The organism is Anaerophaga thermohalophila str. Valhall (assembly GCF_000250735.1).
In the GTDB taxonomy this organism is placed as follows: domain Bacteria; phylum Bacteroidota; class Bacteroidia; order Bacteroidales; family Marinilabiliaceae; genus Anaerophaga; species Anaerophaga thermohalophila_A.
In genome coordinates this window covers 1-17,582 of sequence record NZ_AHZV01000005.1, presented here as the reverse complement: position 1 = coordinate 17,582, position 17,582 = coordinate 1, and the positions used below count along the sequence as shown (strand labels likewise).

Sequence of the window (17,582 nt, the reverse complement as noted above, 5' to 3'; positions counted from 1 at the left end):
GGGCGGATAGGTTTAAACGGACTAGACTTTTTTCGTTCTTTTTGGGACAATGCCAAAAAGGACAATAAAATATAAATTTAAAATAGGGCTGCTGACTTATTCAGCAGCCCCTAATTAAGTAATTTTTTAACCGGAACTATTCATAAATTATTTCTTTATGAATGAAGTGAATCTTAGTCTTTGTCAGAGACAGGGATTATTTATGAATAATCCGGGCTAAATCGGGTTTATCCCAATTTCCACAAGCCTTTTTATTAGTCATCGTAAAATCATTGCGGAAATTAGTGTCTTACCCCTGATATTCGAGTTTTTTTTGGCAAAATTAATGCTCTGTCACCGCTCCGCGGTTAATTGTTACTGACTTTATTGGTAATGTTACCGCTCTGTCACCGCTCCGCGGTTTTAGTATTGACAACCCTATAACAACAGTTAATAGCCGCGGAGCGGCGACAGAACGGTAGAGTTATGTAATAAGAAAAACAAAAAGCTGCGGAGCTGCGACAGATAATGTATAAATTTGTTTGGTTCTGGCTTGTCCAGGTTAGGTTTTATAAGTTTGCCTGTAAAGTTACAGATTCAGTTGGCAATAGCTGTAGTTTCAAAATCTGATTTAGACCTGGCCAATGTCAAAATTATCAATACCTTTAAGAAACAAAATTTGTATCCTCCGATATAATGCATCGGCTATGTCACCAGACAATCGCAAACACAGAGGTCCAGGCCCCAGAGATCATTTGCTGTTTACAGAAGACCAGGTTGAAATAATGGCTGCAGCGGCGAAAGATTATTGCTGGCTTTTGGATAAAAATTATACGGCAAAAGCTGCTCTGAAACTGGTGGGTGACCATTTTAAACTGCAAGAACGACAGAGAAAAGCACTTGACCGGGCTTGTCAACCGTCAGAACTGGTTGAACGTGTGGCCACCGGGGAACTATCTTCTCCTGAAGCTCTGAAACACCGATCCGTGATTATTGACGGATTTAATCTGCTGATCATAATGGAAGCAGTTTTGAGCGGTGCTCCGGTTTTCAAAGGAAGAGACGGATTGATAAGAGATATATCAGGACTTCACGGCTCCTACCGAAAAATCAGTGAAACACCCAAAGCCATTGCTTTGACTGCAGCTTTTTTCAAGCAATACAATGCAAGTTCTGTTTTATGGGTGTTCGATAAGCCGGTAAGTAATTCCGGCAGGCTGGCGAAATTCGTGCAAGAGGTGGGTCTTGAAAACGACATACAATGGCAAACCAAACTGGCAGATCAGACCGATAATAAAGTTGCTGAAGCAGACAAAATTGTTATATCCTCCGACTCCCAGATACTTGCACGCTGCAATCAATGGTTCAATCTAATCTCATTCTTCCTGGAAAACCGTATTATTGAATCTAACTGGCTTATTGATATCTGGAAGCATAATTAGTGTCTGTCCATAATATTTTCCTTCCACCCTCGCCTCCTGCCCCCCGCTCTCTGCACTCTGCTTCATGCTTTCACCCTTTCACCTTTCCACCCTTCTACCCTTTTACCATTCAAACAGGTGAACCCCATGCCCTCTGCTCTATGCCCCATGCCCTCTGCTCTCTGCCTGCCAACTGCATCACTTCACCTTAAAGCATCATACAATATTTCCACGGGATGAAAGGCCTTCTCCCCTGTCCCGTCTTTGATCTGATGCCGGCAACTGGTTCCGGGAGCTGCAATAATGGTTTCTTTGGATTTTTGCCGAATAGCCGGGAACAATACCAGTTCCCCAATCTTCATTGACACATCGTAATGCTCTTTTTCATATCCAAATGAACCGGCCATACCACAACACCCCGAAGGAATGACTTCCACCACGTAATTTCGCGGCAGACTTAGCAGTCTTATAGTAGGATCAAGAGAACCTAAGGCTTTTTGGTGGCAATGGCCATGAAGTTTTATCTTTTTCGGGGAATCAATAAAATCACCAGGAGTAATGTTCCCTGCGTCGACCTCCCGTTCAATAAATTCTTCGAACAACAAAGCATTTTTTGCAAGAGAGCGGGCAGGCTCTTTAAGCTCTGATGGAACAAGATCAATATATTCATCTCTGAAACCAAGGATGGCCGAAGGCTCAATTCCCAGAAGGGGCACATCATCCGAAACAACATCTTTCAGCAACTCAACATTCTTCACTGCAATATTTCTCGCTTTCTTCAACAATCCCTTCGACAACCAGGCACGCCCGCTTTCCACATGCTTCGGGATAATCACTTCGTACCCGAGTTTTTCAAGCAACAAAACAGCTTTCCGACCTATATCAGAATCATTAAAATTGGTGAATTCATCATTGAACAAACAAACTGTTCTCTTTGGTTTGGCAGAAACCCTGGTGGTTCTGAAATGTTTTCGAAACCATTTTTCCAGCGTTACAGGCTGCAGCTTGGGAAAAGAACGACTGGGGGCAAAACCAACAATCTTTTTAAACAGTCGGGATGTGACCCTGTTGGTAATTGTGAAATTGTATAGTTGCGGCAATATAGAAGCCAGGTTGTTTAACCGTGAAATATTGGCAATAAGTCTGGTTCTGAATGACACGCCATTGGCCTCATAATAATGTTGAAGAAACTCAGCTTTAAGTTTTGCGACATCAACACTCGACGGGCACTCAGATTTGCAAGCCTTACAAGACAGGCACAAATCCATCACCTCGAAAATCTCATGATGATTGAACCGGTTTTTTACGTATGGTTTCCGAACATACTCACGCAAAATATTGGCTCTTGCACGGGTGGTATGCATTTCGTCACGGGTGGCCATATAGCTGGGACACATTGTCCCGCCCGACAAATGAGTCTTCCGGCAATCGCCCGAACCATTACAAAATTCGGCAGCTCTGATATAACCCTTCTCTCGCGAAAAATCAAAGATGGTTTTAATTTCAGGAGTTTCAACATCGGGTTGGTAACGGAGATGGGTATCCATTGGCGGAGCATCTACTATCTTACCCGGATTAAATATGTGCCGCGGGTCCCAGATATTTTTAATTTCCTGAAAAAGCGTATAATTCTCATCCCCGACCATAAAAGGGATAAACTCACCTCTTAAACGGCCATCGCCATGCTCTCCACTCAACGATCCGTTATATTTTTTTACCAGATGTGCTGTTTCTTCGGCTATTTTCCTGAAAAGCATTTGCCCTTCTGCAGTTTTAAGATTGATAACCGGACGCAGGTGCAATTCTCCTGAGCCTGCATGCCCGTAGAAAGCACATGTAAGATTTAGCGGTTCCAGTAATTTCCTGAAATCGGAAACATAAGCCGGCAGGTCTTCAACAGCAACCGATGTATCTTCAATAACAGCCACCGGCTTCGCATCGCCCGGAGTTGTATAAAGCACTCCGAGTGCAGCCTTTCGTAACGACCACACCCTCTTTATGTCGGTGCCTGTAACCAGAGGATAATGATATCCCAGTCCGGCACGTTGCAGATCGACAATGAGATTGCGGGCAGCTTTCTCGACATCCGCCCGGGAATGACGCGTGAATTCAACGACCAATAATGCTTCCGGTTCACCTTTAAGGAAGAAGCGGTTCCTGTTTTGTTCGGGATTGTTTTTTGTGCAGTTAAGAATAAAATCATCCATCAGTTCGCTGGCAGACGGATGGTGCTTCAAGGCGATTAAGTTTGCCTCCAAAGCCTCTTCAAGGGTATAAAAATGTACACAGAGTAAACCTTTTTCCTTTGGGGGAAGAGGATGACAGCGCAACTTAATTTCAGTAATGAACATTAAAGTGCCTTCCGAACCGGCAATAAGCTTTGCAAAATTGAAATTGGGCCCCTCCTTGCTGAATGGAGACATACCGGCCAGTACATCAAGCGCATACCCGGTATTGCGCCTTTTTATTGAAGGCTTGGGGAATTCACGCTCTATATTTTCCAGGTTTCTTTCGTTGCTAAGTATTTTATCGATGTTTCTGTAAATAGTTGTTTCAGGAGAATCGTCGGAAGAGTTACATTTTTCACGATATTCATCATTGTTCAGTTCCCCGAAAACAACCCTCGAACCATCGCTTAAAAAACCGCTCACTTCAAGAATATTGTCGCGCGTACTTCCATAAATCAAAGAATTTGCTCCGGATGAATTGTTTCCTACCATGCCACCAATCATAGCACGGTTGGAAGTTGAAGTTTCAGGACCAAAAAAGAGTTCGTATTCGGCCAGCAACAAATTGAGTTCGTCACGCACAACACCGGGCTGTACCCGCACCCGCTTTTCATCAGGGTTAACTTCCAGGATTTTCGTGAAAGTGCGGGAAACATCAACAATAATCCCATTGCCCACTACCTGACCGGCCAGAGATGTTCCGGCTGTGCGTGGAATTAACGCCACGTTATTTTCTCGGGCAAACCGGATCAAATCCCTGATATCATCCTCATCTTCAGGAAAGACGACAGCCAACGGCATTTCGCGATAGACCGAAGCATCGGTTGCATATAAGGTTCGAATAACCTCGTCGGTAAATACTTTTCCCTTCAATGAATTGATAAGTGTTGTTATAAAAGTCTCCATAAAATAGGGCAAACCCGCAACAGGCATGCCCTATAAACTCCAAATCCACAAATTCCGCAATTAAAAATCCAGTACCAAAATAATATCAATGACTTCTGCTCCCAAAAGAGCTATTATTGTTTCTCTTTATCCAATACCTCAACGATTTTCTTTTCCAGCTCTTCGGCCAGCTCGGGATTATCGCGAATTACATCTTTCACTGCTTCCCGTCCCTGTCCCAGCTTGGTATCTCCATAGCTGAACCACGAACCGCTCTTTTTAATAATGCCATGCTCCACGCCGAGATCAATAATTTCGCCAATCTTAGAAATACCTTCACCATACATTATATCAAACTCAGCCTTGCGAAACGGAGGCGCCACTTTGTTCTTCACAACTTTCACCCGGGTATGGTTACCAACCACCTCATCACCGTTTTTGATTTGTGTAACACGACGAATATCCAGCCGGACTGATGCATAAAACTTAAGAGCATTTCCGCCTGTGGTGGTTTCGGGATTTCCAAACATCACACCAATTTTCTCGCGCAACTGGTTGATAAATATACAACAGGTATTGGTCTTGCTGATATTGGAAGTGAGTTTTCGCAGTGCCTGTGACATTAAGCGTGCCTGCAGTCCCATCTTATTATCACCCATTTCTCCCTCAATTTCAGCTTTTGGTGTAAGAGCTGCTACCGAGTCGACCACGACCAGATCAATGGCTGATGAACGAATCAGCTGGTCGGCAATTTCAAGTGCCTGTTCACCATTATCGGGTTGCGAAATAAGCAGATTTTCAACATCTACCCCGAGTTTTTCCGCATAGAAACGGTCAAAGGCATGCTCTGCGTCAATAATCGCTGCAATGCCGCCCAGTTTTTGCACTTCAGCCATGGCATGAATGGCCAGGGTTGTTTTTCCTGATGATTCCGGTCCGTATATTTCGATCACCCGTCCACGTGGGTAACCTCCTACGCCAAGGGCCCGGTCAAGACCAATGGAACCGGACGAAAAGGAAGGTACATTTTCGGCTACCGATTCTCCCATGCGCATAATAGCTCCCTTACCATAGGTCTTATCAATTTTATCCATGGTAAGCTGAAGTGCTTTCAACTTTTCGGCATTCACCTTTTTCGCTTCCTGTTGTTTCTTTTCCGTTTTTTCCTGTTGTTGTTCGGCCATATTAAAATTTCCTGTTTAGTAGTTCAAATTGTCTGAAGGGACAATTGGGTACAAGGGCTTACGAAAATAATGTCCTTTCATTAGTATATAATTTACTTAAGTTATTGGCCTAATGGAACTCGCATGATTGGGGTTTATACATGTTCTTTTGTGACAAACCCTGCCATACTCGTTTTATCAGCATAAAATTAGTCTAAGTTATTGGTCTTATGAAATTTGCATGCAAGATTTTATACATTTTTTATTGTGATAAATTCTGTCATATTCGTTTCATCTTAAATCTTTTATCTAAAAATCTAATGATCTATTATGACAAACCTTGTCATGCTTGTTTCATTTTCGCAGCTTAAAGATAACCATAAAAATTAAAGATTCAACTCGGAAAATATTTGCTCGGAATGTTCTTTGGTTTTCACTTTATCGAAAACCTTCTCTATTACGCCATTCTCGTCGATGATAAAAGTAGTTCGAACAACACCCATATATGTCTTACCATACATCTTTTTCTCGGCCCACACCCCGTATTTTTGAAGAATTTCTTTTTCGGTGTCGGCTATAAGATCGAATTTCAGTCCGTGTTTATCGATGAATTTGCGATGAGATGCCTCACTGTCGGGACTTACACCGATAATCCTGAATCCTTTTCCAGCAAATTCATCCAAATGATCGTTCAAATTGCATGCTTCGGCAGTACATCCTGAAGTATTATCTTTCGGATAGAAATATAAAACAACTTTTTGTCCTTTAAAATCACTCAGCGAAATTTCTTTTCCGTCCTGGTTCTTACCGGTAAAGGCAGGTGCCTTTTGTCCTTCTTTTAGTTTTGTCATAGCATTACTGTTTTTAGTTTGTATAAAAACACGAACATCGGAATTTTGTTTGTAAAACAGTTAACCTGATCTATTCATAAATTTCCTATTACGATGTCCAACTATCTGTGAAATACAAGCGTCCTCGATAAAATCGGCTCGAAAATAATTCATTATTCCCTTCTCCGGTTTTATCTGCGGTTGCTTGTATTTCTTGATATTTGAACATCTCATCACGAAAACTTATGAATAAATCAGGTTAAAACCGAATACCAATTACACCTCTGAAACCAGAAAAAGAAATATCACCACTTTTCATAACACTCTCATTATTAAAAAACACAACATTCTCATTATTTGAAGGACCGGGGAAAAGCACCTCCTGTTTATCTCCGAATGGATCGTTGCCCAAAATGTAATACCGACCTTCAATAAAAAAATGTGACTTCTTACCCGGGAATACAACACCGGCTTCCACAAAAGGAAGTAACATATCATCCATTTCCAGATCATCATCCTTGTACATTGATCTTTCATTATAAAACCCTAAATCGGGCAGATCGTCAATCAAAAGATCGTATTGCTCATAATATCCGTGATGAGAAAACACACCCTCCTGTTCATAAGAGCTTTTCAAAGCCATACAGTACTCCGCCCCGGCGCCTCCGTATATGTCCCACCGCCCAAAGTTGAAAACATAACGTACCGCCATAGGTATGTTAAGCCAGACAAACTTTTGTTCCTCAATAACATCCGAAGCATATATTTGCTTTTCATATTCATCCCCTTCGTTATCAATGGCAGGCATTGTGGCATTATAATTTTCCACAACTGCCTCGAAAGAGAATAGTGAGATTCCAACCCCAGTAGATACTTCGAGCCAGTCAACTATCCTGAAATTGAGGGCCAATCCTCCTCCAATTTCCAAAGCCGGATCCATTGTAACTTCTTCTATTGAATGATTCCACTGACTCAATCCGGCTCCTGCATATAAGGAAACCCAAACCATTTTTTGCTCATCTTCTGTTATTTTGGCGGTTTCCGATTTACTCGCAACAGAAACTGAATCGTTTTTTTCTGATACTTGTCCTGGCAATGGTAACATCCAAATAAATAAAATTATAACTGTAACAAGACGCTTTATTCTGCAGGTAACGGGTGAAATATTGTAGTTCATGATGTTATCAAATCTGATTTTTGAAATATTGATTATTTTTTTGAGAATACGAGAGAAAAGTGCAAAGGCCGGATTGGACCTCTGCACCATTAAATTATTCTTTAATAAGCAATTTACGTTCTTCAAGACGTTCGTCCACGTATTCTATTCTTAACAGATAAACGCCGGGCTTAAATTGCGTCTTCTCCAGCTTCAACAGATCACTTTCTCCCCAGGCCTGATCAACCAACAGGCGTCCCTTCATATCATAAAGCCGGATTCTTGACTTTTCGGATATTTCGGGCAAACGAATTGTCACTGCATTTCCACTTTGAACAGGATTGGGGGTAACTATGGCCGATTTCAATCCACTACCAGAATAGTTAATAGTATCGGAATAAACCACACATTGTGAAACCTCGTCAAGGGCGGTAACAACAAACTCACTCCCATCTTGTGAAGCAAGATTAAGGTATTGCTTTTCCGACACCTGTTCTCCATCAGCATACCATTTAAAATTGGAAAAATTTCCACTAATGTTATCAACAAAGTAGACAGACTCCCATTTGGGTTCGGGAATCACCAAATCGGTCATTTCTTTAAATTGAAGATTTATTGTAGTTTCATCAGAAGAACCACACCAATCAGTGGCTTTTAACGTATAAACACCGGTATTTTCTGTCACAACAGACTCTATAGAAACCGAATCAACATTAGTAATTAACGTATCCTGGCTGTTAAACACCCATACATAGTCCAAAACATCACCTTCTATAGCTGCCTCAAGAACAACTGAAGTTCTCGGACAAACCTCCACATTGGCATTTTGAGCTGTCAATGAAACCGGTACACAGGCCCTGGTCACGAAATTATAAGCCAAAAGGCTCCTGATAATCATTTCATTATTGGCATGGAAAATCATTCCTTCGGGCAACTCAAGATAATAGTCTTTAGATGCCTCCAGTCCGGGATGAGTAATGACAAGCAATGTGCTGTCTTCATGAGAAACATTACAGGTTACTTCTACATCAGGTGTAAAAGTGGGCAAGATCGATTCATCAACTGCTATCGGTTGATTAAACTGTATTGTAATGGAATCAATAAAATCAGTTAATCCGTCAGTGACAATAGAACTTTCCACGACCTCCAATGTCCCTATTTCCTGAACTTCGAAAGCACCCATATCTGTCTCCAGCCAATGAGTTCTTGCTTTTTTTGCCAGATCATAAGAAAATAAATCTTCGAAATACGACTGATTTCCCTGATCAATACAGGGAGAAAATTCCTGAAGAGTATAATCATCATTCTCCGGATCGCTCCATTGCGGATTATAAGAGATATTCTCTTCTCCGTTGTACCCGCCTTCCACACAAGAATAAAGCACTATGGATTGCATGTCGGAAAACTGTCCGTTCTCGTTGCCATAGACGATGCTGTTTCTAACATCATAATTTCCTGAAAGACCACCTGTATTAGTGGCAATATTATCAGCAACCGTACAGCTCAACAATTCCGGATGAGAATCTACATCGGCAAAAATGGCTCCTCCTTCCTGGGATGCTTCATTATCATGAAACAACACGTTAAAAAACTTCGGACTGGAATTTTCATTGTAAACAGCTCCACCGTAAACACCATTGTTGTTTCGGAAAACAGAATACTCAACCGAAGGTGAGGCATTTACATTGTACATGGCAGTTTCGGTAGCATCTTCAAAAATAAAACCTTCGATTAATGTCCCGGCATTGAGAGGTGTAGTAGCGTCATACTCGTTTCGAATAAGATTTACACTGTTATCCGAATCATCCCCGGCTATGCCGATATCTCCACTCAAAACAACAGGATTTTCCACATGATTACGATCCCGGGCATTGGATTCATTGCCAGCCAGACCACCATAAATAATCAATCCCGGTTTAAGCACCAAAGCTTGTTCGCGTTCAGCCCGGGTTACATTATCAGGATCGGCGGGTGTAACAGGATAATAAGTGCCGGCAGCAACCCATATCTCGTCAGCGGGCAATGCATAATCGATGGCTTCATGCAATGTACCAAAAGCATCATCCCAGGAAACACCGGTAGTTCCTGTGCTTCCTTCTTTTACTTTAATGGTGTGGTCGTGCCCAATATAAAAGGTAGTTGGCTCAGACCAGACAACATAATTACCGTAATCCAGCCCGATACTCCATTGATATGCAGTTCCAAACTCCAAATTTCCTATAGTTGTACTGTTATTTGAACCTTCAATACCGCTATGGGCAGTAAACGGACCATTCTCCAGCATATTTTCTTCATCGCCTGCTTCCCATAGTCTTAATTGATAATTAAAACCTGAAGGAATCTCGGTTTGTGGCACCATTGTTCCATCAGTGATTCCCCAAACAAGGTCGAGCATCATCAGCATACTGAAATCTTTTGTGCCACTACCACCATTTAAAGGAGATATATGTTCAATATGAACGTGTTCAAATGGTCCTATATCAACAGTTTTACCATAAATCCGGTCAAAGCCTGAAATATCTGTGGATAAGTTTTCCGGTACCAGAGCATTATCACCTGCATTTATAGCCGGGGATCCTTTTTGTAACTGGAAAAAGTTATTGGAAGCATCCACAAACATGGGATCTTCCGAAATGTTTCCATCAGAATCATCAGCACCGGCAAACAGACAATGCTGCAAACTGCCACTAAAATTAAAATCATCACAGGTAGATGCCTCATTGTTCCAGGCAATAGAATTGTATACCTGCACCTCTGCATTCCAGTATTTGAATATAGCCCCGCCAATGTAAGGCGTTTCATTCCCATACCACAAACAAGAATTGAAAGTGGCATCAGAAGAAGCCATAACTGCACCACCATCAGAACCGGCACTATTATTCACAAACAACACATTTGAAAATACAGGATTGCTTCCCTCCTTAATATATATGGCACCGCCCCATGTCTCAGCATGGTTATCTTTCAGCCATAAATTTCTCAGTTCGGGAGCCGCCCGGCTGATATAAACTCCACCACCATGATACCTGGCATTTCCTTTTTCAATGATAAATCCGTCCAGCACGTTCCCTTTGAGCGGCAGTTTTTCGGTTCCACTAATTGTCACAACATTGTAAACATTGTCGTTCATAACATTAGTAACACCAATATCTCCGCTAAGGATGGTCTCATTTTCAAGCCAGTCACGTTCATCAACAGAAGACTCAAAACCACCAAAACCACCATAAAGTTTCACGCCATTTTTCAAAGAAAAGCTACTACTTCTGTCTCCTAAAGTATCAACAGGTTTATAGACCCCTTCTGCTACCCATATCTCATCATTAGGAATAGACATTTCCAGGGCATCTTTAAGATCCATAGCGTCCAACCAGGATGAGCCATTGCCTGCTGCACCGGGTTTAACATAAATCGGATGATCACGATTAACCGTAAAAGTTATGTGCTCCGTCCAGTTTGTAAAACCTGTATTCTCAAGACTGCCAACCCGCCAGGAAACAATATCAGCCGGGTGAAGTCCTGTTAGTTGAGTTTCCAATCCGCTTATATTATCAATCAATTGAGGTTCTCCTTCATTAATAGTATACTCTACAACAAAGTCATTAACGTTATCCGGAGCAGATTCTTTCCACCCCCATTTCAAAAGGACGGTGGAGGCATCAGCCTCGAAATTAGATTTATCAGCAGGACTAACAAGTATGGGGATAATAACTTCACCTTCAAAAGCACCCATATCCACAGTGTCTTTCTGAATTCTGGGAACCCCGCAGTAATCATGAGTAAGCCAGTCGGGCAAAATTTCAGTATTTCCGGCATTAATGGCAGGACTACCTTCCTGTAATCTAAAATCAAATGCCTCTGCATCAACAAACAGTGGATTTTGAGAAAGATTATTTCCATCACTGTTGCCATAGCCACTATAAATAGAATTGGTAACAGTGCAATTATAGTCAAAATCATCATAAGAGACTCCGGCAGTATTTCCCCAGGCTATAGAATTAGTAACTGTAACACCGCTACCATAGACAGCACCGCCTACACCCGCTGCATAATTTTTGTACATCACACAATTAAAAATCTCCATATTTCCATAGCCAACGATAGCCCCTCCGTTATACTGAGATTCATTATCAACAAAAATGACATTTCCAAAGCTGGCATCACTATAAAAACCTCCATAAACTGCGGCCCCTTCATTAAGGGTATAATTGTCACGGAACCAAACATTCCTGACAACCGGAGAAGCTTTTTCTAACAGAAGTCCACCTCCATCCATAGCTGAATGTTCGTCGCCATATCCTTTCTCAATCACCACTCCGTCCATTACCGTGTTTTGAGTGATCGGCACTGCTTCGGTTCCCCTCATCTGAACGACGTGATAACTGTTATCCGTATCTACTCCAACTTCACCGATATCTCCACTCAAAATGGTTTTATTTTTCACCAGATTTCTTTCTGAGAATGAAGACTCGGTTCCTGCAAATCCTCCAAACAGTTTTACATTATCTTTTATCTCAAAGGAAATATTGCGATCGGTTGTCGATGTCGGTTTATAGGTTCCTGCTGCAATCCAGATAGAATCTCCGACAATTGACATATGCAATGCATCCTGAAGATTGGTTGCATCAGCCCAGGAAGAACCATCTCCTGGTCCATCGGGAACAACATACAAAGGATGTCCCCTGTAAATAGTAAATGATGACCTCGATGACCAATTTATAAATTCATTGTCATCTACATAAGCAACACGCCATTGGATAAAATCGGCCGGAGAAGCGTTATTAAGCGTAAATTGCTGTTCCGAAATATTTTCAATCAGCGTTGTATCGGTATTGTTCACAATATACTCCAGTTTGTAATCTGACACATTTTCAGCAACAGAAGGATCAAGGCTCCAATCCAGTACAACTTCACTGTTAGAGTAAACAGAACCATCCTCCGGTGACTCCAATTCAGGTACTATCACAAAGCCTTCAACACTACCTATATCGATAGTATCCTCAAGAATCCTAGTATTCCCGAAATAATCTTCTGTCAGCCAGGCAGGAGCAGCTTCTGTATTTCCATTATTAATAGCAGGGCTTTCCTCCCTTAATCTGAAATCTGAATTTTCAGCATCCATAAATGCAGGATCTTCTGAAATATTGCCATTAGAATTTGAAGCCTTCAGGTAGATTGAATTATTGCAGGTATAATTTCCATAAAAATCATTATTACGAAAACTGTTAAAATTATTCCAGGCAATTGAATTAATGACAGACATATTGCCATAAGCAGCACCACCCAAGAAACCGGAATAATTATTATACCATACACAATTATAAAACTTAAAATTACTATGGGAATAAACTGCACCGCCATCATGTCCCGATTCGTTGTTGATAAAAATAACATTGCCAAACTCAGCCCGACTCTGGGGATCTCCATATACAGCACCGCCGTTATAAGAAGCATAATTATTTCGAAACCTCACATTTTTTATAATAGGAAAGGCACCATCAATATACAAACCCCCTCCATCGCTGTAACCAATGCCATCGCCATAGCCTCCTTCAATCGTTACACCGTCCAAAACCATCATCTCTGTTACCGGATGATCCAGAGAACCGGTAATTTTGACTACATGATAACTATTATCACTCGCAACACCAATCTCCCCAATATCGCCACTCAGAACAACCTGGTTCTTATAAATATTACGTTCTTCAAAATCTGTTTCAACACCTGAGAATCCACCAAACAATTTCACATTTTTATTTATGACAAAAGAAGAATACCGTCTACCGGTAAATGATGGTTTGTAAGTTCCGCGGGAAATCCAAAGTGAATCTGCTCTGACTGCCATGCTTAATGCACCTTTCAAATCAATACCGTTTTCCCATGAAGAGCCGTCTCCGGTACCACCGGGTATCACAAAAAGCGGGTGTCCCCTGTAAAAACTGAAAATAGCATAAGCAGACCAATTGGTATAGCCACTTTCATCATCATAACCAACCCGCCAATTAACAACATCAAGGGGTGCCATATCGGAAAGTTTGTATTCATAATCTGCTATATTTTCAATAAGGATAGTATCTTCTGCCATTATATATTCAAGTAGAAAATCAGAAATAGTAGCAGCAACATCACTGTCCTTAATCTCCCACGTAAGGTTCACAGATGCACCCTCCTCTATAGTGAAAACTGACTGGTCTTCAGGAGTCAATAGATTAGGGACAACAATTTCTCCCTCAAATAATCCAATATCTATGGTATCTTCCAAAATCCTTGAATTCCCCAAATAATCAGTAGTCAACCATTCAGGGATAACATCTTTGCTTCCGGCATTCAGGGCAATGCTTTCTTCTTTTATTCTAAAGTCCCCGTTTTCAGCATCAATAAATTCCGGATTTCCTGAAAAGTTATTATTACTGTTTCCGTTATCATAAATTGTATAGGAAACCAGGTCATCATAATTCAAATCGTTATTATGATTGTTTTCCGTCGAGTTTTTCCAAAATATGGAATTAACAATTTTATTGCGTCCATACGCGGCTCCACCCACATAATTGGAGGAGTTATTAAACCATACACAGTTGTAATATTTCAAAAGTTTATTCGCATAGACTGCACCACCAAGTTCCCCTGATGAATTCCCGGTGAAGAGCACATTTCCAAATTCAGCCTGACTCCCGATGTCATCATAAACTGCCCCTCCATAGTTGGAAGCATAATTATTTCTGAAATGTATATTGACAAATACAGGAGAAGCCCATTTTAGGTATAATCCGCCACCGTTATCATTGGAATAACCATCTTCAATAGTGAAACCATCAACCACAGCACTCCAGTCATCAGGCTCTTTCGTTGTCCCCACTGCCGATAAAACATGATAACTATTGTCTGTATAGACACCTTTCTCTCCAATGTCACCACTAAGAATGGTTTCATTGATAATATGGTTTCGCTGACTAAATTCAGTTTCATTGCCTCCAAAACCTCCAAACATTCTTATATTTTTCGTTAGCTCAAAAGAGATGTTGCGATCAATTGTTGTTGTAGGCTTGTAAACACCCTTAGCAACCCAAATTGAGTCGCCATCCACAGCGTTTTCAAGTGCTTCCTTCAGACTCATGGCATCAGTCCAGGACGATCCGGTGCCGGTGCCATCCGGAGTTACATATAGCGGATGCCCCCTCAATATGGAAAAATTAAACTTTTTCGACCAGGTTTTTCTGCCGTTTTCATCTACACTGCAAACACACCATGAAACAACACTACCCGATTCCAGACCAGCCAGAGTGTAATTCATCCCCTGAATATCCTCCATTAGCAGAGGCTCTTCCTGATCAATAGTGAATTCAACAGCATAACTCTCTACATCTGAAGGTTGTGATTCGTTCCAGCCCCATTCAAGAAGTACTGAGCCGGTTCCATTTTCAAAATAGGTTTTATTCGCCGGACTAAGCAATACCGGAGCTAAAACCGCCCCTTCGGAAAATCCGACGTCCACAGTATCCTCCTGAATCCGATCAAAACCGTTCCAATCGGTTGTTAACCATTCGGGTACATCCTCGTTAGTGCCCGTATTCACTCCCGGACTTCCGGCCAGTAACCTGAAGTCATTTTTATCGGGTGCAACAAACATGGGATCTGCGGAAACATTCCCGTTGGTTTCATCACGAGTTTCATAAATGGAATTTCGCACAATATTGCTGCTGGAGAATTCATTATCGTACACTCCCGAATAGTTACCCCAGGATATAGAATTAGTAATAATTGCAGAACCATAAACAGAACCACCCCTGCCACCGGCTGTATTACCATGCCACGTACAGTTATAGAACTCAGCGCTGTTTGAAACAAAAACAGCACCTCCGTTATAGCTTGAAGAATTAGCGGTAAACAACACATTTCCAAATTTCGGACTGCAATCATAATTAATATAAACAGCTCCTCCATCTCGGGTTGCAAAGTTATCGCGAAACCAAACATTACGTACAATCATAGAGGTTCTATCTAATACCATTCCTCCTCCCCTATTGTTTCTGGCATACCCGTCTTCAATTATAAATCCGTCGAGAACAGTATTTATGGAAATGGGTTTTTTTACAGTACCCAAAGCTGTTACTACATTGATACTGTTATCCGTTTTCACTTCTTTATCACCAATATTACCACTTAAAATAGTTTCATTGGCAACCCGGTTTCGCTCTGAAAACGTTGTTTCATCACCGGCGAAACCACCAAAAATCTTAACATAATCTTTTAATTCAAATGAAACGTTCTTGTCTGTAGTATTAGTAGGATAATAAACTCCTTTGGCTACCCATATTGAGTCCACATCAATTGATAGGTCAATGGCAGTCTGCAAATCCATAGCATCACTCCACGAACTTCCGGTCCCCTTTCCCTCCGGGGTTACATGAAGCGGATGCCCGCGTAAAACAACAAACCAATACAACTCCGACCAATTTTCAACGCCGGAGGCATTTACACTGGCAACTCGCCATTGAACAACACTGGCAGGATTCAATCCTGTTAATGAATAACTTAAATTTTCCTGGTTTTCAACAGAAACAGGTTCACCTCCGTTGATGCTATATTCAAGGATATAATGCTCTACATCGGCTGGTTGAGTATCGCTCCATCCCCACTCCAAAAGGACATTTGCATGATCTGATTCAAACATAGTACTATCAGAAGGGCTCACCAATATCGGGGTCACAACACCTCCTTCAGAGACGCCCATATCCACTACACCATTCTGAATACGTTCTGCGCCAAAATAATCTGTTGCCAGCCATTCTGGAACTTTTTCATTATCACCCGTGTTCAGCGAAGGACTTCCGGCTCGAAGCCTGAAATCACCACTTCCCGGATCAATAAATTGAGGATCGGAAGAAATATTGTGATTATCAGATGAGCCTCTTTCGAAAATTGAATTAAAAATATATGTACCGTAAAAATCATCATCTTTATAGACAACCGAATTATTCCAGGCAATTGAGTTATAAACTTTTGCAAAATTACCTCTAACAGCGCTCCCCCGGTAACCTGAATGATTATCATACCATACACAACTGTAAAATTCCAATGCAAAAAAATTAGAATACACTCCACCCCCTTCACCACGAGCACTATTGCTGGAAAAAATTACATTTCCGAATTTCACGTCACTGAAATAATCTCCATAAACAGCCCCTCCGTCAGAAGAAGCATAATTATTTCTGAAATAACAATTCAGAATAAGAGGAGAGGCATATTTTAAATAAAAACCACCGCCATATGAATCCGAAGGCAAATAATCGTTAGCACAGCCTTTTTCTATAATAAAACCATCAAGTCTGGTTTTATTGGTTATAGCAGAACTTTCCGTCCCTTTAGCCACCAAAACATGATAACTATTATCCTTATTATCGCCCTCTACCCCGATATCACCACTCAAAATAGTTTCATTCAGTTGCCAGTCACGTTCAGACAGTTCAATTTCATCACCAACAAAACCACCATAGTAATGCACTCCGTCTTTCAACTCAAAACTGATATTGCGATCACCATCATTGGTAGGTTTGTAGATTCCTGCAGCCACCCATACTTCATCACCGGCCACAGCATCGGCAAGCGCAGTCTTCAAATCAGAGTATACATTGGTTTTCCCCTGCCATGCCGGACTGCCGGCTCCGGGTTTCACATAAAGAATATCAGCTTTAATCGTTGAAAAGAAAAAAGAAACCAAAAAAGAAAGAAAAGTTAGTGTATAAAGCTTTCTCATAAGTCAGGGATTAAAAAATTATTAAAAAATTTATTTCATCAGTATTAAATTAGTCTAAGTTTTTGGTCTGATGAAACTTACATCCATCAAATATTTACATATTCATTTAAGACTTTGATAATTATAAAAGTTTAATCAGATCAATGACTTAAGTAAATTATCACTACTG

6 protein-coding genes are annotated in these 17,582 nt (G+C 41.1%); 1 reads left to right on the top strand and 5 read right to left on the bottom strand.

What is annotated here, in order from left to right; all coding sequences use genetic code 11:
* Positions 1–686: 686 nt before the first annotated feature.
* On the top strand, positions 687–1,421 hold the full coding sequence (locus OQ5_RS0100270; RefSeq protein WP_016775572.1) for a DUF434 domain-containing protein: 735 nt from the start codon (positions 687–689) through the stop codon (positions 1,419–1,421).
* A gap of 182 nt (positions 1,422–1,603) precedes the next feature.
* Here the strand turns inward: OQ5_RS0100270 and OQ5_RS0100265 are convergent, their stop codons facing one another.
* From OQ5_RS0100265 to OQ5_RS0100245, 5 genes are all read right to left on the bottom strand, one after another.
* Entirely contained in the window at positions 1,604–4,534 is a 2,931-nt protein-coding gene (locus OQ5_RS0100265) for an FAD-binding and (Fe-S)-binding domain-containing protein (RefSeq protein ID WP_026055042.1), read from the bottom strand.
* 113 nt (positions 4,535–4,647) lie between these two features.
* Positions 4,648–5,697 (bottom strand): recombinase RecA, encoded by a 1,050-nt coding sequence (gene recA / locus OQ5_RS0100260; protein WP_016775570.1) that lies wholly within the window; start codon positions 5,695–5,697, stop codon positions 4,648–4,650.
* Positions 5,698–6,062: 365 nt separating this feature from the next.
* Positions 6,063–6,527 carry a thioredoxin-dependent thiol peroxidase gene (bcp, locus tag OQ5_RS0100255; protein WP_016775569.1) on the bottom strand — a complete coding sequence of 155 codons (465 nt, stop codon included), beginning with the start codon at positions 6,525–6,527 and terminating at the stop codon, positions 6,063–6,065.
* Between the two features lie 238 nt (positions 6,528–6,765).
* Positions 6,766–7,773 (bottom strand): hypothetical protein, encoded by a 1,008-nt coding sequence (locus tag OQ5_RS0100250; RefSeq protein ID WP_016775568.1) that lies wholly within the window; start codon positions 7,771–7,773, stop codon positions 6,766–6,768.
* A 4-nt stretch (positions 7,774–7,777) separates the two neighbouring features.
* Complete coding sequence (locus tag OQ5_RS0100245; RefSeq protein WP_016775567.1) at positions 7,778–17,413, bottom strand: choice-of-anchor Q domain-containing protein; 9,636 nt, start codon at positions 17,411–17,413, stop codon at positions 7,778–7,780.
* Between the last annotated feature and the right edge of the window lie 169 nt (positions 17,414–17,582).